The organism is Faucicola sp. SE7633 (assembly GCF_059264685.1).
The window spans coordinates 92,446-114,569 of sequence record NZ_JCADBW010000003.1 but is presented as its reverse complement, the minus strand read 5'-3'; the positions used below and the strand labels follow the sequence as shown (position 1 = coordinate 114,569).

The window sequence follows — 22,124 nt, the reverse complement described above, 5'->3', positions numbered from 1 at the left end:
TTGTCGATGCTCACAGGCTATCAAGCAAGCGGATACCTGCCACACCATAGCCATGCTGGGCTTGCGCGTTGGCAACATCTGCCACCGACATACCACCCAGTGCAAACAGCGGCACATCACTGGTCGCTGCCAACACCCCAAAACCCTGCCAGCCCAGCGTCAGCGCGTCAGGGTGGGTGGGCGTGGGCAAAACGGGTGATAAAAACGCGCCCATCACTGTGTGGCTTTGAGCCAGTTGATTTAATTTACTTAGGCTATTTGTATCATGACAGCTGGCAAAATAGCGGTAAGCGGCTGGCAAATCCTGCGGCGCGCTCTGTATCAGCTGATGATGATTGAGGTGTAGTACCACATGGGTAAGGGCAACATCACGCTTAGCCGACGCGTCCCATGCTTGGTAGCTGAGCAAAAACGTTATATCGGGGCGGCGAGCCTGTAAGGCCTGAAAAATAGCCCAATACGCCTGTTGGCCATCGGGTTGGGTCAATACATAGGGCAAGCGCAAGTATAGCCACGCGTTGTGCGGTAATGTTTGGGTATAAAAATTTAGCCATGTCTCACGGTGAGGCAACGCATTGGCGGCGGCAGCCACATCACGACTGATGGTGATAATCGTTGGCAATGCCAGCCATTCTACAATTTGTGCATTGGCATCGGGCAGCGGATAACTGCCTGCCACGATGTCGGCATGGGTCGCCCAGACCAGTGCTTGCCCCTCTGTGCCCTGCCCGTGTAAATGCTTGTGTTGCTCAGCCGTCGCTTGGGTGTAAAACACATGCAACCTGACGCATTTATCACCATAATCATGCGTGATGACACCCAACCGCGCCCAGCGGTTGTTCACCATATCCACGCCCAATTCCTCAGCCACCTCACGCACCAACGCTTGCCGCGGTGTTTCGTTTGCTTCAATTTTTCCACCGACAAACTCATAGCGATTGCCTTGGTGTTGGTGAGCATGACGGCGCGCCAGCAGGTAGCGCGGTGGCGTGTGGACGTTGGCATGATACGCAATGACCGCTACCGCAACGTTGATGGGAGGGGCGTGGGTTGATGTTGTTGGCATGGTATCCTCTCACAGCGTGTTTGTAGCAGCCGCTCATCACTCAGCTGGCATAAGCCAAGCAAAATTTTTTGCTTGGCCGCTTGACACGCGCCAAATTATTAATGATAATCGTTATCAAATAAAAGCCGTTTTATCCAGCAACAAGCGTTATTTGCACCCAATTCGTCCTAAGACCACAGGAGTCACCCCATGTACCATTTATTAAACCGCGCGCTACCACAAGCCCAAACCACCCTGCCCACGCTGCAATCTCAACATTTGTTTGCCATGAGCAAAGAAATTCGCATTCAACATGCTGGTGAAGAATACCGTCTGCGCTTAACACGCAATAACCGCTTGATTTTAACCAAGTAAGGATTGCTGTTTGCCACAAAGCCAGTCATTGCACTGGCTTTTATTTTTTAATACACCTCTTAAGGCGCGATTAGATTAAAAAAATGCGTGCGGTAATGGCGCAACTCGCGCACCGAATCGCGGATATCATCCAATGCCAAGTGGCTGCCTTTTTTCTCAAAACTGGCTAGAATATCGGGTCGCCAACGGTAGGCAAGCTCTTTGACTGATGACACATCCAAGTTACGGTAATGAAAAAACCGTTCAAGTGTTGGCATTTGGCGCGCCAAAAACCGTCGGTCTTGACACACCGAATTGCCACACATCGGTGAGCGCCCCGCCTCAACGTATTTGCTTAAAAAATTGATGGTTTCTTGCTCGGCATGTGCCAGTGTGATGTCGCTGCGCCGAATACGGTCAATCAGCCCCGATTGCCCGTGTTGGCGCGTGTTCCAGTCGTCCATCGCGTTGAGCACGACGGCAGGTGTGGCAATGGCAAACACCGGGCCTTCGGCAAGGATATTTAGCTCACTGTCGGTCACCAAGGTGGCAATTTCGATGATGGTGTCAGTTTGGGTGTTGAGCCCCGTCATCTCAAGGTCGATCCAAACCAAGTTTTTGTTGTCAATCGGCATAGCGTTGGGTCTTTTACGGTCGGTTTTTGCACTGGTTGTAGAGGTAAACACGGTATTGTAGGCACTTTGGCAAGGCTTGGCAACCGCGGCAGGTGGGTGGTAAGTACGTGGTATGGACCAACGCGGCTGTTTGCTGCTGACTTTGGTCTGCTGGTAGATTGTATTGCGCTACAAAATAGTTAAGTTTTTGTGTCGTATTTTGCGCTAAAATGCTGTGTTTTTTAATAACACCCAATCGTGATAACAGGTAACCCGATGATGACTCAAGTAGTGCGCGTATGGCGTTGATTCGTAAGCGTAAGCTCACCGACCAGCAAAGCCGCCGTATTCAAAAACAGCAGCAAAGCCAACAGGTGATTGACCAAGATGATTTGTTTGATGGCGTGGTGATTGCCAATTACGGCAAACAGCTTGAGGTACAAGCCACATCCCTGCCTGCCCACCTGCCAAGTGCGCCGCCCATAGTTGAGGGTGAGCCGATTCCGTTTTGGCAGCCCATCACACCGCATAGCGTCTGGCGTTGTCACACGCGCACCAATTTGCCGCTGATTGCCACAGGTGACCGCGTGCGCTTGAGCGCTGACCCCAACACGGGGCTTGGGCGTATTGAGGCGCTGTACGAACGCCACAACGTCATCACGCGCCCTGATCGCTACCACAAGCTTAAGCCTGTCGCCAGCAATGTCGATATTTTGGCGATTGTGTTCGCGCCGCTGCCTGCACCTGCCGCTCAGCTGATTGACCGTTATTTGGTGGTGTGTCATCACAGTGAGGTTACGCCGCTGTTGGTGCTCAACAAAGCCGATTTGCTAAGCGCATCTCAGTTTAGCGACGTTTTAACCTTGCTAAAAGACTATCACGCGCTGGGCTACCAGACGCTCACCACCCAAGCGGATGGGGATTTACGCGCACTGCACACACATGTGGCAGGCAAGACGGTGATTTTTGCAGGGCAATCGGGCGTGGGCAAAAGCAGCCTTGCCAATCAGCTTTTGCCCAATGCCGAACAAGCCGTGAATGCCATCTCAACGCTGTCGCAGCTAGGGCAACACACAACGACGACCAGCCGCTTGTTGCCATTTGTACCAACAGACTTGCAGCAAGGCGCGGTGATTGACACACCGGGGATTCGTGAATACGGGCTTTGGCATCTAAGCAAAGCCGATATTTTGGCAGGGTTTGTCGAGCTTGCCCCACTGGCCAGCCAATGCCGCTTTCGCGATTGTCAGCACACGCCTGAGTCATTGGGCTGTGCGCTGTGGCACGCGGTGGCGCAAGGTGAGGTGCTGGCGCGGCGGGTAGACAGTCTGGTCACGCTACAGGCCGAGGCGCAGACGACAGTTTAGCCAGCGTTTGACGCACTTTGCCAGCGCATGGCAAACCCGTTATAATACGCTGATAGATGATGAACACCTAAAATTTTAACGCTTAAGCTGCCAGCAACACGGGCACAAACGGGAGGTCAGATTGGAACGTTGGTTTGAGTTTATGGGGCGACACCCGTTTTTGTTTGGCACGTTGTTTGCCCTGATGGTCATGTACTTTATGCTAGAAACACGGCGCAGCGGCAAAAAAATCAGCCCAAACGCCATTGGCATGATGGTCAATGAACAAAACGCGCAGCTGATTGATATTCGTAGCAAAAAAGAATTTGAAGCAGGGCACATCAAAGGCAGCCGCAACATTCCATTTGCTGAATTTAAAAACCACTTAGACAGCCTAAAAACCACCCAAGAGCCCATCGTGGTGGTGTGTCAAATTGGTATGACATCGGGCGCGGCGGTGGCGCTGCTCGGTAAAGACAACGTCTATCGCCTTGACGGCGGTATCAACAATTGGCAAGCGTCGGGCTTACCGCTGGTCAAATCACCCTAGCCGACAAATCAAACGATAGACAGATAAAACGCATTGACTTTTGGTAATTTGTCGCTATGATAGTTTAGGTACTGATTGCTGATAAGTTAATTTAAATTGATAATCATTCAATAAGGATAACCCATGGCACACGTCAAAGTTTATACCACCCCCATTTGCCCCTATTGCGCACAAGCCAAAATGCTCCTGCAAAACAAAGGCGCAGCGTTTGAAGAAATCGGTATGCAAAGCTTGTCACCAGCTGACCGCCAAGCATTGATGCAAAAAACCAACAATTACCGCACCGTGCCGCAGATTTTTATCGGTGATACCTTTGTGGGCGGTTTTGACCAGTTGGCGGCGTTGGAGCGTGAAGGCAAACTGGATGCCATGCTGGCAGGCTAACCACCACCGCTTGCCAATTCCAATCACCGCATAATTCTCCCACCCTTAGCCATTGTTTTATTTTGGAGTACCCCATGACTGACCAAACCGACCTACCACAGTTGGCGCTTGAGCGCATTTATGTTAAAGATATGTCGCTTGAAGTGCCTGGTGCTGATGTATTCACGCGTGAATGGCAGCCTGAGCTTGATATCAACCTGTCAAGCAGTGCAGAAAAACTTGACGATTTTCATTACCAAGTGGTTTTGACGGTCAATGTCACCGCCAATAACGGCGGCTCAGCGGCGTTTGTCGCGGAAGTGCATCAAGCTGGCATTTTTATGCTACAAAATATCCCTGATGACCAACTTGGCGCGATTTTGGGCGCGTACTGCCCGAATGTGCTCTTCCCTTATGCGCGTGAAGTGGTGAGCGACATCGTCAATCGCGGTAGCTTCCCACAGTTGTTGCTTGCGCCTGTCAATTTTGACCAAGCGTATGCGCAAACCTTGGCGCAACAAGACCCAACCCATGCAGGCGATAATAACGCTTAATCACACAAAACCTCGCTGTCAAAAAGCGTTTGCGCATTGGGCAAACGCTTTTTTTTGGGCAGCGGCTAGCGGTTGAATAACTCCATCAAATCACGTGGGCTAAGCTGCTGTGGGTCTTGGGGCGGTAATACTGGCTCAGCTTGACTGACCTGCCCTTGACGCTCGCCCAAGGTCACGGGGATTTGGTGCTGCTCATCGCCGCGTTGTACGGTCAAGGTAATTGTGGTATTGGGGGTTTTACGCGCGACCAGTTGAATCAGGCTGTTGGCATCGGCCAGTGGTTGCCCATCAAGCGCGATAATGATATCGCCGCGTTGTAGCCCTGCTTGCGCGGCAGGGCCTTCGGGCAATACGTTCATCACCTCAATGCCCGTCGCGTCATCGCTGAGCTTGGTTGGGTCTTTGGCGCGGCCTTGTAGCTCAATACCCAACCAACCGCGGCTGACGTGCCCTGTTTTAATTAGGCTGTTCATGACGTTTTTGACGATATCGGTTGGAATGGCAAAGCCGATGCCCATTGAGCCGCCCGAGCGCGAATAAATCGCCGTGTTGATGCCAATTAGCTGCCCATAGGCATCCACCAACGCGCCGCCTGAATTACCTGGGTTAATCGCCGCATCGGTTTGGATAAAGTTTTCAAAGGTATTGATGCCAAGCCCCGTACGCCCTGTTGCCGAGATGATGCCTTGCGTCACCGTTTGCCCCACACCAAACGGGTTGCCAATTGCCAGCACGACATCGCCCACGTTAATCGGAGTTTCACGAAAGCCAAGCGGTTTTAGCCCTGTCAAATCGACCTTGACCACCGCGACATCGCTCTCAGGGTCACTACCAATCAGCCGCGCGGCCGCCTTGCGCCCGTCATTGAGCATCACGACGATGTTGTCAGCTTGCGCGATGACATGGGCATTGGTGACGATATAGCCATCTTCTGAAATAATCACCCCTGAGCCAAGGTTGGTTTCCTCACCTTCGCTTGGCATACCGTGGTATTCATAAAACCGCCGCATGATGGGGTCATTGGCATAGGGATTACTGACCTTTTGGGTGGTGTAGATATTGACAACCGATTGCGCGGCGGTGGTGACCGCGTCATGATACGACGCGACAGGGTTGGTGGCTGTGCTCGGCACTGCTTGGGCAGGCACATGGCTGGCTTTTGGTGGCTGCCAGTCACCTGCGCTGGCGGTTGGTGCTGTCTGACGCTCTGCTGCCGCGCCCGTGGAGTGCCACGACAACGTGCCTTGACTCAACGCCCAACCGCCGCCTAACGCCAAGGCCGCAAGCAGCGCCCACGGCACGACCACCGCCGCATTGAGCGACTTAGGTTTGGGTGCAGGTGCTGGCGGTAGACCACGGCTTGATTTGGCGGTAGGTTCATCATGCGATGGCAAGTTTGGGCGTTGGGTCATTCGGTGCTCTCAGTGGGTTTTTGATTGATACAATTACATGCAACTAACTGCCGTGTATTGTATGCCACTCAAACCTTACTGACAATTTAGCGATGGTAATAAATTGGTAGCGTTTGGCTAACACAGCGAGCCCGTATGGCAGGCATAGCCAACTTAGTTAGACTAGCTCAGGCCGCAGCCTCACGCTGCGCACGTTGCAAAAATCTATCGACGACCGCAAACTGTCCGCGCGTGCTGTCCTCAGCGTACATGGCTTGACGAAACGCATTGGAATCAGCAAGCCCTGTGGTATACCACGCGATATGCTTACGTGCAATCCGACAGCCTGAATACTCACCATAAAACGCATACAGCTCATCCAAATGTGCCAGCACGATATCGCGCAACTCTGCCACACTTGGCGCAGGCAGATGCTCGCCTGTCTGCAAAAAATGCGCGATATCGCGAAAAATCCACGGCTGACCTTGCGCCGCACGCCCAATCATCACCGCATCTGCGCCCGTTTGTGCCAAAACCTGCGCGGCTTTTGTCGCGCTGTCAATATCGCCATTGACAATGACAGGAATACTTAGGCTATTTTTAACCTCAGCAATCAGCTCATACCGTGCCTGCCCTTGGTACTTATCCTCGCGCGTGCGCCCATGGATGGCAATCGCGGCAACGCCTGCGTCTTGTGCCAAACGGCTGATGCGCAAGATATTTTCTTGCCCATTGGCAAAGCCCAGCCGTGTTTTGAGCGTTACGGGCACATCGACCGCCGCCACCACCGCATCCAGCAGACGCTTGACCAAATCCTCATCTTGCAGCAACGCCGAGCCTGCCAGTTTTTTGCACACTTTTTTGGCAGGACAGCCCATATTGATGTCAATGATTTGTGCGCCATTGGCGACTTGGTAGCGCGCCGCGGCTGCCAGCTTGGCAGGCTCAGCGCCTGCAATTTGCGCGGCTATCGGTGCAACCTCACCATCAAAATTGGCACGAAACAGCGTTTTTTGGTGGGCAAAAAGCGTTGCGTCCGAGGTCATCATCTCAGACACCGCATGTCCTGCGCCAAAACGGCGGCACAGGCTGCGAAATGGCTTATCAGTTACACCTGCCATCGGTGCGACAATCAGCCGATTGGCGATGGTTTGGTTGCCGATGACAAGCGGCGTTAGGATGGGGTGTTTTTCCATAAGTTTTTGATTTAACGAGGGTGTTTTAAAAAGCATTGCCTCAAATAGGCGTTTAATAACTGCTAAAATCAGCCCAATCATCACCAACAATTACCGCCTTATTTTGGCATATTTTAGCATTTATCATTCGTTGCCGTAAACCTGCGACTTCAGGCGGTGGATATAAGGCAATTGTTAAATGCAATAAGTTTTGCTAGACTCATCTGACCATATTCAATGTCTTACATTCCACAGTTAAGTTAAGACTAAATTGCGAGTACGCAGTAACTTAACTGGTAAGACGTTTCCAAACACACACTTAAGCTAATTCGTGTCTAAGACAATCCTAACGGTAGGATTAGCTTAAAATAAGAACCTAAGATGTACGGTGTGTCGTACGGGCGGTTGCCATTGTCTTAGGTTTGCGGCAGGTCTAACCGTCTTGCAGAAGGAATCCCCGAACGATAGGGAGGGGAGGAAGTCAAGCTGCATGATATTTGCAAAATTTACATCATGATGTTGCAAATAAGAATGGATTATGGGCACAGTTATAAAGCGCAAAACCAAAGATGACAAGTCGATTCGCTACAGGGCAACGGTGCGCGTAAACGCCAAGGACTGCCCAATTTTACCAAATCCAAAACCTTTAGCACATTGGCATGAGCAAACGCGTGGATAAAAAACTTGAATCTGAAATTGGGGTCAATCCCGAAATCCTAGCCAAGTGCTTGTACTCAATGACCGTAATCATTACAGGGACATACGCACCCGTTGATTCATCAAGCATGATGCTACCTAGGCGGTGAACGCGCTCTACGTTTATACGATTTTTTTATCGTCATGGGTGACCTTAATAATCGCTCTTTCAAACAAAATATCAATATTTGCTACCAGTTGCCGCTGTGCTGGCAACGGCTGTAGAATCGGTTGGTTCATTACCAATTTCATTGCCGTTTTCGTCAAAGATGAATAGGTTTAGTACCCATTCGCCTGCCTGCTGCCTGTTTTGCCCTCATGATTGACGATGCCGCCGCCATTGCCCGTGTATTTGGCAAGCGTTTCAAGCTGCTCTGTTGTTAGGTCATCGCGAGTCAAGTCTTCATTTTGGATTTTGTTAAGCAACGCTATTGCTTCGTCATTAGCTTTTTGGCGCGCTCTCACATCGACATTGCCGTTACGGTTGGTAGGCTTAACGCCTTGACGGTTAAAAATAGGATTTTGGGTTGCTTGAAGTTCCCATCCCTCAGCTAAATCATCAATGCCTTTTTCAAGGTCATACACAACCTTGCCTGCTTCATCTTTTACCATCAAAATAAGTAATGGCAAAACATCGTTTGTGGTGATATCGTCTTGCAATTTGTCGAATTGTGGGCTATTATTTCCATTAAAGGTTGCCATGAATCCGAGCGATAACCATTTTGTGTTATCCATAACACTATCAAAGTGTGAGGGTGAAGCAACCTTTTTTAATGCCTTGAGATTATAGCCAGCATAAAACAAATCACTTTCATTTTCACGCTCACAAGCCTGTACTTCTGCAAATACCTTATATCCATTTTTTAATTCAACCCATTTTCTATATGGATGAAATGCGATTATTGACTTATCGGCTCTATCATGGTCTGATAATTCACGGCCCATAAATTCGCCTTTGGCGAAAATCTGTGGGATATAAGGCAAGCATTTAACCAAAATATCATTTCTTTTCACATTGTAGGTGATATGACCTATAGTATCCTTGCTATTAAAATGCACAACTTTGCCATCAATGGTTTTAACGGTTTTCCCCAATAAATTGTCTCTTATCCAATCTTTAGCAGTGCGTTTTCGCGCGCCTTGCCCCATATCCTGCGTGTCATCAATATCAATTTTGCTTAACTGCTCAATATCATCATCAGTCAGCACATCAGTTTGCTGTGCCAGCAACAGCCGCTGCAATTCATCCAATGCCAAAAAATAATCGCGGTTATTCAGTGCTGGCAATTTTGCCAAAATATCTTGTACAGTCTGCATAAAAAAAGCCCATCAACGGTTGGTTAATGGGCTTAACTTAGCATAACGACAAGATGGGGCTGTGGGGCTGTTCCGTCAAGCAATGCGTTGTGATTTTAACGTCTCAAGCTGGGTTTGTAACGTCTGTTTCTCCTGCTCTTTTTGTACAATCTGCTGGTCAAGTTCGACCGCTTGCGTCTGTAGCACCTCGATTTTCTTGGCAATGCTTAAACTGGCGTTGCGCGTGGTATTGACCTGTTTGACCTTGATGGTGGCTTGCTTTTTGTCAAACGCGGCTTGTCCTTGACTGACCGCCGCGGCAACCTCATCAACGGATTTGTTAAACGACGGCTTGTAGGTGTTGTCAAAATCGCCCGTGATTGGTAGCTGCTTGCCGTTTATATCAATACGGTAAATATCAAAATCGCGCTTGCTGTCTTTTAAGTTGCTTTTGTTTTCTTGAGCATTAAGCGGCGCGGTGTTGCTGATTTTGGCTTGTTTGGTCAAGGCGATATCTGTGTTGGCATATACGCGCACATACGCGGTTACAACCTGCCCGTTTTCAAGGTTAAAATCCACAGGCATGGCAGATACGCCTGCCACGCGCTTAACCTTGTTAAATACGGTCGCAACAACTTTTTGCTTGGTTGATTTGGCAAGCCGCGCGCCAAAATCTTTAATCAACGGGGTTTTTTCGGTAATATCGGTCAGCTTCATAACATATCCTCAAAAAAAATTTGTTAGCAGTTTACGCCAAAATGCGCCAAGTGCGGTAGGGCTGTGCCATTAACCGCCATACAACGCTTGTATGTCGGCTTTATCCCATGCGGTGCGTGAAACAAGCGTGATTTGGCACTTGATGCTAATGCGTGAGCCGTCGCTCGTCATTGGCGCGGTAATGGGCGCAGATAGGCTTTCAATCACCAATGGGCTGTACGTCTTGCCGCCATATTTAAGCGTCACCGCAGGCGGCACAAGTGACGGGAAAAAGCCTTGCAAGCCTGTCGCGTCACTGGTTAAGCCGCTAACCAATGCCGACTTGTCCGCCAGCAGTTCGGGAGCTGTCCATTCTTGTAATTTTTTAACGGCTGCCTCAACCTCGGTTTTGGCGTTCTCCCATGCGGCAAATACCAGTGTACCTGTGATGCGCACGCTATTGGACGATGTGTAGATTTGGTAGCTATTGATTTTGGTGAATGTTGAACGCCCCTTTAGCCCCTCCAGTGTGCCAAGTAAGGTGTTGTTTTGGGCAGTAGTGTCCCAAAATCCGCTTGCCTGCTCGCCACTGCCGCCTGCTTGTGTCTCAGGTGGTTTAACGGGTGCTGCTCCCAAAACATCGGTCAAGGTTTGCACCGTCAAGCCCGATTGCAACATGCCCATTAAGTTTGGCATACGCCCCTCGGGATTGGATGATTCAAAGGGCGTGGAATACTGGTTCTCAAGCGCAAACTCGCCATCCTCCAAGACAGCGATGACTGTGGTTGCGTCTGCTGCTGCTGTAAGCTCGCCTGTCGCGTCGTTTTTACTGGGCGCAAGGCTAATGCTTGCCAGCAGATGGGGATTCAACCCGTTGGCTTGTAGATGGGTTGCACCCAGTGAACCGCTTTGCGTGGTGCGCGGTGCTTTTTTGATTATAGTTACATTCGCCATCACGCTATCTCGCTTAGCCAATTTTCGTCAAGATAAGCGCGGATTTGGCTGGCGGTGTCGGTGTCATCATCAGCTAAGGCTGCAATACGGGCAAAATCTAAGCCCATGGGCGGCGCGCCTGCCTGTAAATCCGCTAGGATTTGGCTAAGCTCGGTTATCCGCTCTGCCCCACCATCAGCCAGCCAATCATTACCGCGTTCCAACGCCTGATTTAGGTCATTGGTGTACAAATAGTCCTCAATTTCTCCGTTTTCATACAGTGCCAGCTCAAAATCTGTGGAGGCATCTTTAGCTGAATTGCCATCGTTATTGATGAATTTGCCGCCAATTTCGGCGCGGCGATTGCCATTTCCTTTTTCCGCTTGAAACGTGCCTAAGCTTGCGTGTCGGGCTTCAATGTAGGTAGCATAGCCCATACTTTGCGCCATGGCATTCATAGCGGCTAGGCGTTCTTGGGTCAGTGGCTTACGATTTTCCCAATCATCGGCATTTTGTTTAACCTCGGGGTCATCGTTGGCATATTGCGCAAATGGATTGTCGGTTGAGTAGGTAGGCGCGTCGTTCATGCCTAAAGTAAGACGCAGTTGTTTCATGCGTTTTAGACTTTTAGCTAAAGCAAGTCCTGTTTGACCCACCTTGTCTAGCCGTAACTGTTTGAGCTGTTTTAATGCCTTTGCTTTTTGTAGTCCTGTTAGCATAATTACACCCCTGCTGTCGCTTTGTCTTCGGCATCACTGATGATTTGTAAGGCTTGCTCAAACAATGGGTCAGTTTCGTTTTTCTCACCAATTTCAATGATTTTGTCCATATCAGCGTCTAGTGGATCAATATCACCAGCGATAATACGGTTTAGATAGTCAATATCGTCATCGGTGTAGGCTGGGTGGGGCTGGGCGGCTTGATTTTCCAAATGGGTTACTTCATGCCCTTTTGCCTGATTGCCGCCGATTTTATCGGCCGTTAGATCCTCGATAGCATCGCCATCGGTCGCTGTGTTAGCTTGGGCACTGGTAGCACCACCAGTTGCCGCTGTGCTGGCAGCGGCTGTAGAATCGCTTGGTTCATCACCAATTTCATTGCCGTTTTCGTCAAAGATGAATAGGTTTAGCACCCATTCGCCTACCTGCTGGCTGTCGTTTGTATTTGCTTTGTCAAATAAGGGTTGATTTAAGCTGCTGTTTTGGTTATCATCTTTATCGAAGCCATTGTCCCCGACCATAGTATGCGGTAAGTCAATGGCTTTTTTCATGCTGTCAAATAAGTTTTTGAAGTCATTTTTGATTCGCAAATCCCAGTAAAACGTATTGTTATGGTCTTCACGAATCACAACACGCGCAAAACATGGCTTACCATCAATTAGCAAAGGCGTTGCCAAATAATGGTAAATCATACTTTGCTCTTGGTTTGTGCCTAACTGCGTCAAATAGCTGTTTTCAGATGATTTAAAACGCTTGCCATCGGCAATAATCGCGGAAATTTTAGCCGCTGCTTGAAGCTTGCGTGCATCACCGCTAAAACGCTGGTATTTTTTCGCGCCCGTCACAGAAAAATAAACCCTCTGCTTTAAGTTGCGACAATACACAGAGCTGTTTGCCTTGGCTAAGTTTTGGATTTTTTGAAACACCACCTTGCGCAAGGCTTGCATGCCAGCTTCGGTATCTGTATCAAATTCACCCAGTTCCTTGCCTGTTATTTCTATCGGCGGTTGTTGAAAGTCATCCGCTTGATTGATAGCTTTAGCATCCGACACCGAATCAGCTGGTGCGCCACCCACCGCGGCTGCCTCATTTATAGACTGTCCAACGCCAATCAATGCCGCAACTTTCGGGAATAATTCAAGCAAATCTACATCATCAAGTGACGTGCCGTTTCTGTAAAACGCGGTTATCGCATCCTCGATATCAAAAAGCTTTAATCTTGCATTTTTAAGTTTTTGGTCGAGTCTATTTTTTTGTTCCATAATATCTGTTTTTTCTGCCATCGATTCGGCGTTTTGAATTTTTTTATTGGCTGTGCGAATATCTTGAACAATTTTGTCAATATCCTTAGCGGCAACCTCCATAGCCTTGTCAATTAAATCATCGGTGGCACTGACTTCTATAACAGAAAGAGGCTGGACAGTGATCTTTTGACGACTGCTAGCTTTGGCTTTATTAGTACTCACCGCCACTGCCTCATCACTCAATCTAAAATCATCAATTTGCTGCTTTAACTCGGCAATATCTTTGTCCAGCTGTTCAAGGTACACTTGCTTGTCATCCACCGCCTTTTGTGCCTCGGCGATTTTCTCTTGGTTTTGCGCCTTTTTCATTTGCGCTGCAACAAAACGTTTGCTGTTTTTGGCGGCAACCTTCATAATGCGGCTGGCTATCACATCATATCTGACTTTGTCACTTTGTTTGGGCGATACCGCTGCGGTCACGTCCTTTTTGTTGAGTAGCCACTTCCAGCTAACCATCGTGTCACCTGCCGCCAGTTTTTTCGGGTCGGCATCGGGGTTATGAAAGATAATGCTAAACGTCTGACCATCGGACAAATCAAACTGCATGGCAACGTTTGCCACACCTTGTCGCTTAAACGGCTTGGTGGTGGTAACATTCGTTACCGTCAAATCACCAACCGCATGACGGCCCAAGGCGGTGAACAGACGGTTGCCCATCGCGTCTAGGCGGCTGTAGGTTTCCATTAAGGCATCAAAACCCAATTCGGTCGCACCCAAATCCGCTAGCAAATCGCGCATATCAAACTTGGCAGTCAAGCCGCCAAACGCGTCGTGTTTTTGTAGGTCGAGTAATAAGCGGCTATAGTCGCTGCCGTGTGAGACAAGGTTTGCACCGTCCCACATGACGTTATCAGCGGTCACGCGGTTTTGCTCAGTGCGTAACATCTTGCTGTTGATGATGGGCAGATAGTAGCCCGTATTTTGGCTTGGGTGGTTCATCAACTGCGCAATGGCTTGTGAACTCCAGCCGCGCTGCCCCAGTGCATCTAGGCTCATATCATCAAACTGCGCACTGTCATTGACAACCACGGTGGCATAGTCTGCGCCTAAATAGTCAAATTGGCTTAAAGCAAGGTGTGCGGCATGGTCGTCATCGTCCGCTCCCACCACCGCCACGCTGTCAATGTACTTATGGCTGCCATCAAACAAGTTTAATACCGTGTAGTGGTCATCACCGCTGCCCACGCTGGCATCAAAGCCTAAGCCATCAAAGCCTGCTTTATCAGCAATAAGCACAGGCATGGCGCGATAACGCCCATCAATCACCCCGATTTCATAGCGGTTGTAGCGACGCGTGCCGTCGGGCAAGGTGGTGTAAGTGTTGGCGCGTTGTTGTGTTTGATAGTGCTGCATGATAAATCCTTGCGATACAATATAGATGGCTTATTATTAAACAGAACATCAAGGCAGGTTGTGGGGGTGTTCCAGTCTTTTAAAAACAAAAACCCTCACTGTTTAGGACTTTGCCCATCAATCCTGCTTGAATGTTAAAGCGGCATGAAGTATATTATGAATATCTGCTGAAGTCAGCGAGCCGATGTGCTTGCGAGAGCTAGCCTCTTGGGTCTCGGATACTCGGGGCTTTAGCAGATTTTCTTTCACCATCACGCCATGCAAATACATGCTTTGTGTATTGACATCTCGATGCACCGTCACCGTGACAACATTTTCTTTACCGTTAATCAGTATCGGCGCAGCAACAAAAAAGCTATCTTGTGCAGGTTGTACATTATCAAAACCCACCAACACCCCTTTTTCTAACACATCTTTTACCCCAGCAAAGGCAATATTTTTGTAAGGGTTAAATTTGCCATGGGCTAGACTATCTTTAACAGAACGGTGATTGAGGGTAATCTCACCTAAGATAGGGTTAATAGCTTTGCCGCCCTGCCGTAAAAACAAATGGGTTGCCCATTGCTCAATGGCAGCAAAACCGCCCGAACTAGGCATGTTTAACTTGTTCTCATCAAGCACCGCCACGGGTGCGCCTTGTAGCACTGACGCTTGACGTTGTATCGGCTCAACCACTTGTCCTTGCGCCAGCAATAGCCGTTTTAATTCATCCAATGCCAAAAAATAATCGCGATTGTTCAAATGCGGCAATTTTGCCAACATGTCTTGTACGGTTTGCATCGTAACACCCATGGTAAAATAGGCTTACGGTAGCAAAGTTGGCTGGCGGACTTTGGCAGGTGTTCCAACCCTTTAAAAACAAAAACCCCAGCGATTGGCTAGGGTTTTGTTTTTGTTGCAAGCAAGCGTTAAGCTAGTTTATTTGTCATTTGGCGATTGATGAATGCCAAGCCCTCTTGTATCAAAATTTCCATGCGCTCATCAGCAATGCGCGGTTGGCGTTGTTCGTTGAGCGCGTCGTACATCAGCGCATTGGTTGCAATGGCGATATGTAGTTGCTGCTCTGCCTCACGCAATGCGTGTTTGACGTTTTGTAGTGATTGATACATGGTTTCGGCTTGATACAAGCCAATATGCCGCCACATGAAGTTGTACTCCGCGTCATTGTTGGCTGGCGAATTGGCATATCGTTCGGTGTCGCTTGGTGATACGCCATAGCTATTGATAAAAGCGATTGCTGCATCAAAGTCTGCGGCTAACAGTTCGGTGTAGCGTGGAATATCAAACTCGGCATACAACGCGGTGTAGAAGGTCTGATAGTGAACGCTGTTGGTTTTGCAGCGTTTGGCAATCGCAAATCGGATTTGTTTTTGTTGCTCAACGGTGATGGTGATGCGCTTGATGGTTGGCTGCCCAAATTCTTTGTCTAATATATCCAACACCCAAATACGGAATTGTTTGGCGATTTTGGTTCTACTAAACATAGCGACAAGGTGACAACCGCGCAAGCTGAAAATCCGTGTACCCAAATTGGGCGCTTGGGAATTATCAATTAGTTTTCACGCCCTTTGTAAGCTGTAGGAAGTTGGCAAAGAGTTTTTGAGGACTTAGCCATGCAATTTGAGAAAGCCCCGAATGTAGGGCGCACCCATTGACACCCAATTAAACCACCAAGCCCACCAAATCGCCAACAAAAGCCCACCGATTAAGGTGGGCTTTTGTATGCAATCGTTTTGTACAACTGTAGGGATATACCTATAGTTAAAGTGGGTTTCCTCAACCAACCACTAATCCAGCGGACTTACATCATCAATTTTGCTTTCATCAAACGCAGGCAAAAAGTTTAAGTCAAACTTTTGGTTGAACACATACTTGACCCCAAAATCCGCCATCATACTGCTACCTGTGCGCCCCACGCACTCCATATAAATAAAATTGTCCTCTGCCAGCAGCAAACAAAACAAATCACCAACCTTGGGTATCCAATCGGGCATATTCACCAACCGTTCGCGCCCGTGCTGGTTGATGTCGTACGGCTCAACCTGCCCTGCCATCGTGATGTCCTCGGGCTGGATGATTAGGTTGTTGTCATACACCGCCCCACCAATAAACTGCTCACACGTCAGCATGGCATGACCCAATGGCTCATAGTCAAAAGCATGTTCATCCATCATTACCCCCGATGCCACACCAAGACCGCCCCATGTTTCATCACCACGGTTGGCAAATGGGCTGTCAGGTACGGGCAAAATCACCTTGCGAAAGGCAAACGCTGGGATAGATTGCAAACTTTGTAGCACAATGGCGCGACTGGCAAGCCGTCTGCCATCGGCAACGCGGTGGGTTTCTGTGCGTAGGCTCATCTAGCGTACCTCCAAGGTATCAAGCAACACAATTTTTTGTACCCATGCGCCATTGCCAACGCGGTCAAACTGTGGTTGAATATCATCAAGCCAACGTGATTGACTATTAGCCTTCGAGTAGCGCAAGTGTTTGCGTGAAGCGATTTGTGAAGTGTGGAAACTGTCAAGCCCGTTGGTTTTTTTTGCTGTCTTGACAACTTGGTCGTGCTGTGCAGTAATATGACTGCGAAACCCACTTGTTGTATCGGCTCTTTGCTGCCCATGATGATGCCCATCGCCATGGGAGGTGCTCTCGGAGTACGGTTCAACACCAAAGCGGGTTTTTTCTTTGGCGGCGGTTAGGTAGTACGCCTGTTTGTCGTGCTGCCAAGTTCAGCGACTTTTAGGGTTGCCAGCAATACCAACGGTCGGCTTTGAGCAGGTAAGTCAAAACGTAGTCGTCGCTGTAGCGTATAGAATTTGACAAAATCATCATTGCGAATTTTGGTTAAATCCTCAATTAAAACCACCTCGCCTTGCATTAAGATTTCAGGGATTCTCGCCACCACCAAGGCTTTGTTGGGGCGAATTTTATCCACCAATTTACCACGGCTTTTAGCGGTAATTGTCACATCGGACGATGACAAGGCCTTGGCATAGCCACCCTGCTTGCTGGCAATCGCAAACAAGCGGTTTTGTTCATCAAACAAGCCCATTTCCCACACCTCGGTTTCTGCCTGTGCATAAAGCATGGCTGCAAAACGCAAGGTATGGCTGTCGGTATCAACATCGCCCGACGTGATACCCGTACGGCTGATTTCTTGTTGTAACTTGGTTTCCCCACCTGTTGGGTTGTAGCTCGCCGCGCCAATGGCTTAAAGCTTAGGCTTAAATCTTACGCTGACCCCATTTAACCACCAAAAATTTAGCCATCAAATTTGGTCGCGATTATCCGCACAGATTTTGCCGTAAATTCATGACTTATTTAACAAAATCACGTATAATTATCGGTTTAATTTTTCTTTGCTGACACCATCATTGCCCCATGACTGCTAAAATTCCTGTATTACAAACCGAATCTATCTTGCCTGCGTCAGATGACAAAACCAACCTGCTTGGCATGAGCCAATCGGCGTTGGCAGCGTTTTTTGTCGGCTTGGGTGAAAAGCCGTTTCGCGCCAATCAGGTGATGAAATGGATGTATCAATTTGGCGTGGATGATTTTTATCAGATGACCAATTTGTCCAAAAAATTGCAGGATAAATTGGCACAAGTGGCGACAATTACACCGCCAGCGGTGAAGTTTAAAAAATTTAGCGAAGATGGCACACGCAAATGGGTGTTTGAAGTGGCAGGCGGCTCATTGGTCGAAACGGTACTCATCCCAGCCGATGACAACAAGCAATTTGGGCGCAAAACCTTGTGTATTTCATCGCAAGTTGGCTGTGCGCTGGATTGTGCGTTTTGTAGTACGGGTAAACAGGGATTTGAGCGTGACTTATCTGCCAGTGAAATCATCGGGCAGTTGTGGGTGGCTAACCAGTCCTATATGCACGACGTGCCCGTGAACGAACGCCAAAACATGGTCACCAATGTGGTCATGATGGGTATGGGTGAGCCACTGCTCAATTATGAACCTGTGGTCACCAGTATGCAGCTGATGCTCAGCGACTTTGGTTTTGGGCTATCCAAACGCCGCGTGACGCTATCAACCTCAGGCATTGTGCCAAAAATGTATGATTTGGCAAAAGATATCGACGTGGCGTTGGCGATTAGCTTGCACGCGCCAAACGATGAGCTGCGCAACGAGCTGGTGCCCATCAACAAAAAATACCCATTGGCGGATTTGATGGCAGCGGCAAAAGCCTATGTGTATGATGAAAATCCACGCCACAAAAAACACGTCACCATTGAATACGTCATGCTCAAAGATGTCAATGACTCTGATACACACGCGCATGAGTTGGTTGCGCTGCTGCAAGATTTACCGTGTAAAATCAATTTGATACCGTTTAATCCATTTGCCCACGCGCCCTACGCGCGCTCAAGTAACAACCGCATTCATGCCTTTAGCCAGATTTTAAACCAAGCAGGCTTTGTCTGTACGGTGCGCCAAACCCGAGGTGATGATATCGACGCGGCATGTGGGCAGTTGGTCGGGCAAGTGGCTGACAAAACCCGTCGCGCCCAGCGCTGGCAAGAGCGTGTGGCAAGCAGCGTGACCGCTTAGGCGCGTTAGCAAGCGCACCTAAACCCAAATAACCAGCAATCGGCTAAAAAGTCGCCCAATGGCGGCAAACAAGCCCCGTAAAGCGGTTGTTGTTGGCATGACGTTTTGCTATAGTAGCGGGCTATAGCACAAACGTTTTGATAATTGGGTAGATTTGGCGAGGGTGTATCGCGGCATGAATTTTTATACACACAAAGCACGCGGATACGACAGTTCACAAATGATAGCACAAGGGCTACTGGCCGCTGTGCTGACAGGACTGACGCTGATGGCGACAGGCTGTGCCAGTAGCACACCAGCCACAACCCCAACCGCACAAACCGTCACCAGCAGTGACCCAACCCAACGCCGCCAAGACCCCAAAGAAATCGCCAAAGTGCGCACAGCGATTGCGGCAGAATTTATCCGCAGCCATCAGCTTGACAGCGCCAAACGCCAGCTTGAGGACGCGCTCAAAGCCGACCCACGTTCGGCAGCCGCCAACGACATGATGGGCGTGTTGCTACAACAAGAAGGCAGCCCAATCAACCTCAAAAAAGCTGAAAGCTATTTTTTAAAAGCCTTGACGCTTGATCCCGACTACATGCAAGCGCACAACAACTACGGCGTGTATTTGGCGCAAATCGGACGCAACGCCGAGGCCATCAAACAATTTGAAATTGCAGGCGCGGCATTGGGCTATGAGGGGCGCGCAGGGGCGCTTGAGAATTTAGGGCGCACAGCACTTAAAGTCAATAACGTGCCGCTTGCCACGACAGCACTACTCAAAGCCTTAGACGCTGACCGCACCAGCGTGATTGCGCGCACCGAATTGGTGGATATTTTTTTGCAGCAAAATCGCCCTGCCGAGGCGCGTGAGCTGCACAACGACTTGTTGCGCTTGATGGCAGATAACCTTGATCCACGCACCTTGCGTCAAGGTGTTCAGTTGGCGCATTTGGCAGGCAACAACACGCAAGCGCAGCAGTACACCCGTCAGCTATTTGACCGCTATCCGCTTAGCGATGAAGCGCGTCAGGTCAAAGGCTGGCTTACCAACCCAACCGCTGCTTGGCGATAATTTTTAGCCATTTATTTTTAACCCTCAACCAATCAGTAATACGGATATTCGATGGACACGCAAGACACCGCCCGCACCCTTTCCCCAAATTCTAACTCCAATGGCATGGCACTGGGGCAGCGGCTGCGCCAAGCGCGTGAAGCCAAGGGCATCAGTCTTGAGGAGGCCTCTCAACAAACGCACATTTTAAAACGCCATTTGGTGGCACTAGAGGCCGGTGACTTTGCCGCCCTACCCCAACCAACGTTTGCGCGCGGCTTTGCCCAAAGCTATGGGCGGTTTTTGGGCTTGGATAAAGCCGCGATTACAGAAAGCTTTGACCGTGAGTATCCCACCCAGCTCAAAGAAAGTGCCAGTATCGTGCGCGCGCCCGTTCAGCCAATGGGTACATTGCAGCGCGATGCCCGCCCCAGCTTAAAATTTAACCCGTTGATTTTGGTCGGTGTGTTGGTGGCATTGGCGTTGGCGTTTTTTATATTTCGTACCGTCACCCACGCGCACAAAGACACCGAGCCGCAGCCTGTTGATACCACACTAACCCCGCAAGAACAAGCCAGCGGCGCGGCGATTGACACCACAGGCAGCGCACTCAACAACAGCGGCTCAGCGATTGGCGACACAACGGGGCTTAACAACGCAGGCAGCGCGATTGGCGGTGCTACCGCAGCGGCCGTCGGTGCGGCCACACTGGATGTGCTTATCAAAAAACCAACCACCGTCACTATCACCGACGCGGCAGGTAACGCCATCATGCAAGGACAGCAAACCGCAGGCACTTATTCGCTGAGCGGACAGCCGCCCTTTAACGTACAAATTGACAATGTTGATAGCGTAGGACTTGATTTAAACAAACAACCCATCAAATTAAGCCAATATGCGCAAAACGGGCAAGCCAACTTTAGCCTTGCACCGTAGTTTTTTAAACCCTATTTAAAAAATCAAGGACAACTATGTCAAACCACAATCCCATTCAACGCCGCCCGACCAAAAAAATCTATGTTGGTAACGTTGCCGTGGGTGGCGACGCGCCAATTAGCGTACAAAGCATGACCAACACCGACACCTGTGACGTGGCGGCAACCGTGGCACAGATTGAACGCTGTGTGGCGGCAGGTGCGGATTTTATGCGCGTCTCAACCCCAACGATGGACAGCGTGGCAGCATTTGCCGAGATAAAAAAACAAGTCAGCGTGCCACTGGTGGCGGATATTCATTTTGACTACAAAATCGCCCTGGCGGCCGCTGAGGCAGGCGCGGATTGCTTACGCATCAACCCCGGCAATATCGGCAGCGAGCAAAAGGTGCGCGAGGTCATCGCCGCAGCGCGGCATCATGGCATCAGTATGCGTATTGGTGTCAATGCAGGTTCACTAGAAAAAGACTTGCAAAAAAAATACGGTGAGCCCACAGGTGAGGCGCTGCTTGAGTCTGCCTTGCGCCATATCGACATTTTAGAGCGCAATAACTTTGACCAATATAAAGTTTCGGTCAAAGCCAGCAACGTGTTTTTGACCCTTGACGCTTACCGCCTGCTATCGGCACAAATTGACAACCCACTGCATCTGGGCGTGACCGAAGCAGGCGTGTATCGCACGGGCACGGTCAAATCTGCGATTGCGTTAGGCGGCTTGCTGCTTGATGGCATTGGCGATACCATGCGCATCTCACTGGCGGCAGAGCCTGAAGAAGAAATCAAAATTGGTTTTGACATCCTAAAATCATTGAATATCCGCAGCAATGGGGTGAATTTTATCGCCTGTCCTAGCTGCTCACGGCAGGAATTTAACGTCATCGCGGTGATGACGGATTTAGAAAGCCGCCTAGAGGATATCCGCGAACCGCTGGATGTGTCGGTGATTGGCTGCAAGGTCAATGGGCCAGGCGAGGCCAAAGAGGCTGACATCGGCGTGGTCGGCGCGTCGCCTAACAGTTTGGTGTACAAAAATGGTGAAAAATCGCATTTGATTGACACCACCCAATTAGCCGATGAAATTGAGGCAATGGTACGGGCAAAAGTTGCCGAACGGCAGGCACAGCGCGCAAATGAAATTTTGCGCGTGCAAAGCTGATTAGTCCAACTGATTAGCCAATTATCTAAGACCC

The 22,124-nt window shown here is 49.5% G+C and carries 22 protein-coding genes and 1 pseudogene; 9 read left to right on the top strand and 14 right to left on the bottom strand.

Going from position 1 to position 22,124, the window contains the following annotated elements; genetic code table 11:
- Positions 1-10 precede the first annotated feature (10 nt).
- Positions 11-1,066: an NUDIX domain-containing protein gene (locus tag AC5L4R_RS02175; protein WP_494472160.1), complete on the bottom strand. Its 1,056-nt coding sequence runs from the start codon at positions 1,064-1,066 to the stop codon at positions 11-13.
- A gap of 189 nt (positions 1,067-1,255) precedes the next feature.
- Between AC5L4R_RS02175 and hemP the strand changes: the two genes are divergently transcribed.
- Positions 1,256-1,420, top strand: a complete 165-nt coding sequence (hemP, locus tag AC5L4R_RS02170; RefSeq protein WP_494472159.1) for a hemin uptake protein HemP — start codon at positions 1,256-1,258, stop codon at positions 1,418-1,420.
- Between the two features lie 59 nt (positions 1,421-1,479).
- On the opposite strand, the gene orn is transcribed toward hemP, so the two are convergent.
- Positions 1,480-2,034, bottom strand: coding sequence for an oligoribonuclease (gene orn, locus AC5L4R_RS02165; protein WP_494472207.1), 555 nt, complete (start codon positions 2,032-2,034; stop codon positions 1,480-1,482).
- A gap of 278 nt (positions 2,035-2,312) precedes the next feature.
- On the opposite strand from orn, the gene rsgA reads away from it, so the two are divergent.
- From rsgA to secB, 4 genes are all read left to right on the top strand, one after another.
- Positions 2,313-3,380: a ribosome small subunit-dependent GTPase A gene (rsgA, locus tag AC5L4R_RS02160; RefSeq protein ID WP_494472158.1), complete on the top strand. Its 1,068-nt coding sequence runs from the start codon at positions 2,313-2,315 to the stop codon at positions 3,378-3,380.
- 121 nt (positions 3,381-3,501) lie between these two features.
- Positions 3,502-3,909 carry a rhodanese-like domain-containing protein gene (locus AC5L4R_RS02155; RefSeq protein WP_494472157.1) on the top strand — a complete coding sequence of 136 codons (408 nt, stop codon included), beginning with the start codon at positions 3,502-3,504 and terminating at the stop codon, positions 3,907-3,909.
- Between the two features lie 123 nt (positions 3,910-4,032).
- Positions 4,033-4,293 carry a glutaredoxin 3 gene (grxC, locus tag AC5L4R_RS02150; protein ID WP_494472156.1) on the top strand — a complete coding sequence of 87 codons (261 nt, stop codon included), beginning with the start codon at positions 4,033-4,035 and terminating at the stop codon, positions 4,291-4,293.
- Positions 4,294-4,367: 74 nt separating this feature from the next.
- Positions 4,368-4,826 (top strand): protein-export chaperone SecB, encoded by a 459-nt coding sequence (secB, locus tag AC5L4R_RS02145; RefSeq protein WP_494472155.1) that lies wholly within the window; start codon positions 4,368-4,370, stop codon positions 4,824-4,826.
- Between the two features lie 65 nt (positions 4,827-4,891).
- On the opposite strand, the gene AC5L4R_RS02140 is transcribed toward secB, so the two are convergent.
- The 12 genes and pseudogenes from AC5L4R_RS02140 to AC5L4R_RS02085 all read right to left on the bottom strand — a co-directional run bounded on the left by AC5L4R_RS02140 (position 4,892) and on the right by AC5L4R_RS02085 (position 17,498).
- Complete coding sequence (locus tag AC5L4R_RS02140) at positions 4,892-6,238, bottom strand: S1C family serine protease (protein WP_494472154.1); 1,347 nt, start codon at positions 6,236-6,238, stop codon at positions 4,892-4,894.
- A gap of 167 nt (positions 6,239-6,405) precedes the next feature.
- Positions 6,406-7,413: a tRNA dihydrouridine synthase DusB gene (dusB, locus tag AC5L4R_RS02135; protein ID WP_494472153.1), complete on the bottom strand. Its 1,008-nt coding sequence runs from the start codon at positions 7,411-7,413 to the stop codon at positions 6,406-6,408.
- Positions 7,414-8,367: 954 nt separating this feature from the next.
- Entirely contained in the window at positions 8,368-9,405 is a 1,038-nt protein-coding gene (locus AC5L4R_RS02130) for an LPD3 domain-containing protein (RefSeq protein WP_494472152.1), read from the bottom strand.
- A 75-nt stretch (positions 9,406-9,480) separates the two neighbouring features.
- On the bottom strand, positions 9,481-10,101 hold the full coding sequence (locus tag AC5L4R_RS02125) for a hypothetical protein (protein WP_494472151.1): 621 nt from the start codon (positions 10,099-10,101) through the stop codon (positions 9,481-9,483).
- Positions 10,102-10,170: 69 nt separating this feature from the next.
- Complete coding sequence (locus AC5L4R_RS02120; RefSeq protein ID WP_494472150.1) at positions 10,171-11,034, bottom strand: hypothetical protein; 864 nt, start codon at positions 11,032-11,034, stop codon at positions 10,171-10,173.
- Positions 11,034-11,732: a hypothetical protein gene (locus AC5L4R_RS02115; protein ID WP_494472149.1), complete on the bottom strand. Its 699-nt coding sequence runs from the start codon at positions 11,730-11,732 to the stop codon at positions 11,034-11,036. The genes AC5L4R_RS02120 and AC5L4R_RS02115 overlap by 1 nt, the downstream gene beginning before the upstream one ends.
- A gap of 2 nt (positions 11,733-11,734) precedes the next feature.
- Positions 11,735-14,389 (bottom strand): defense against restriction DarA-related protein, encoded by a 2,655-nt coding sequence (locus tag AC5L4R_RS02110; RefSeq protein WP_494472148.1) that lies wholly within the window; start codon positions 14,387-14,389, stop codon positions 11,735-11,737.
- A 117-nt stretch (positions 14,390-14,506) separates the two neighbouring features.
- Positions 14,507-15,169: an LPD3 domain-containing protein gene (locus tag AC5L4R_RS02105; protein WP_494472147.1), complete on the bottom strand. Its 663-nt coding sequence runs from the start codon at positions 15,167-15,169 to the stop codon at positions 14,507-14,509.
- A 128-nt stretch (positions 15,170-15,297) separates the two neighbouring features.
- Positions 15,298-15,741, bottom strand: a complete 444-nt coding sequence (locus tag AC5L4R_RS02100) for an ORF6C domain-containing protein (protein WP_494472206.1) — start codon at positions 15,739-15,741, stop codon at positions 15,298-15,300.
- A gap of 50 nt (positions 15,742-15,791) precedes the next feature.
- Positions 15,792-15,948: pseudogene (locus AC5L4R_RS02095) on the bottom strand (BRO-N domain-containing protein); the annotation flags it as partial.
- Positions 15,949-16,176: 228 nt separating this feature from the next.
- Positions 16,177-16,752, bottom strand: coding sequence for a hypothetical protein (locus AC5L4R_RS02090; protein ID WP_494472146.1), 576 nt, complete (start codon positions 16,750-16,752; stop codon positions 16,177-16,179).
- A 338-nt stretch (positions 16,753-17,090) separates the two neighbouring features.
- Positions 17,091-17,498 (bottom strand): hypothetical protein, encoded by a 408-nt coding sequence (locus AC5L4R_RS02085; RefSeq protein ID WP_494472145.1) that lies wholly within the window; start codon positions 17,496-17,498, stop codon positions 17,091-17,093.
- A 278-nt stretch (positions 17,499-17,776) separates the two neighbouring features.
- Here AC5L4R_RS02085 and rlmN point away from each other — a divergent pair, with 278 nt between their 5' ends.
- The 4 genes from rlmN (at position 17,777) to ispG (ending at position 22,090) form a co-directional block, all read left to right on the top strand.
- A complete protein-coding gene (rlmN, locus tag AC5L4R_RS02080) occupies positions 17,777-18,961 on the top strand; it encodes a dual-specificity RNA methyltransferase RlmN (RefSeq protein ID WP_494472144.1) in 1,185 nt (394 codons plus the stop codon).
- 175 nt (positions 18,962-19,136) lie between these two features.
- Entirely contained in the window at positions 19,137-20,021 is an 885-nt protein-coding gene (gene pilW / locus AC5L4R_RS02075) for a type IV pilus biogenesis/stability protein PilW (protein WP_494472143.1), read from the top strand.
- A 51-nt stretch (positions 20,022-20,072) separates the two neighbouring features.
- Positions 20,073-20,936, top strand: a complete 864-nt coding sequence (locus AC5L4R_RS02070; protein WP_494472142.1) for a RodZ domain-containing protein — start codon at positions 20,073-20,075, stop codon at positions 20,934-20,936.
- A 35-nt stretch (positions 20,937-20,971) separates the two neighbouring features.
- A complete protein-coding gene (ispG, locus tag AC5L4R_RS02065; protein WP_494472141.1) occupies positions 20,972-22,090 on the top strand; it encodes a flavodoxin-dependent (E)-4-hydroxy-3-methylbut-2-enyl-diphosphate synthase in 1,119 nt (372 codons plus the stop codon).
- Positions 22,091-22,124: the final 34 nt, after the last annotated feature.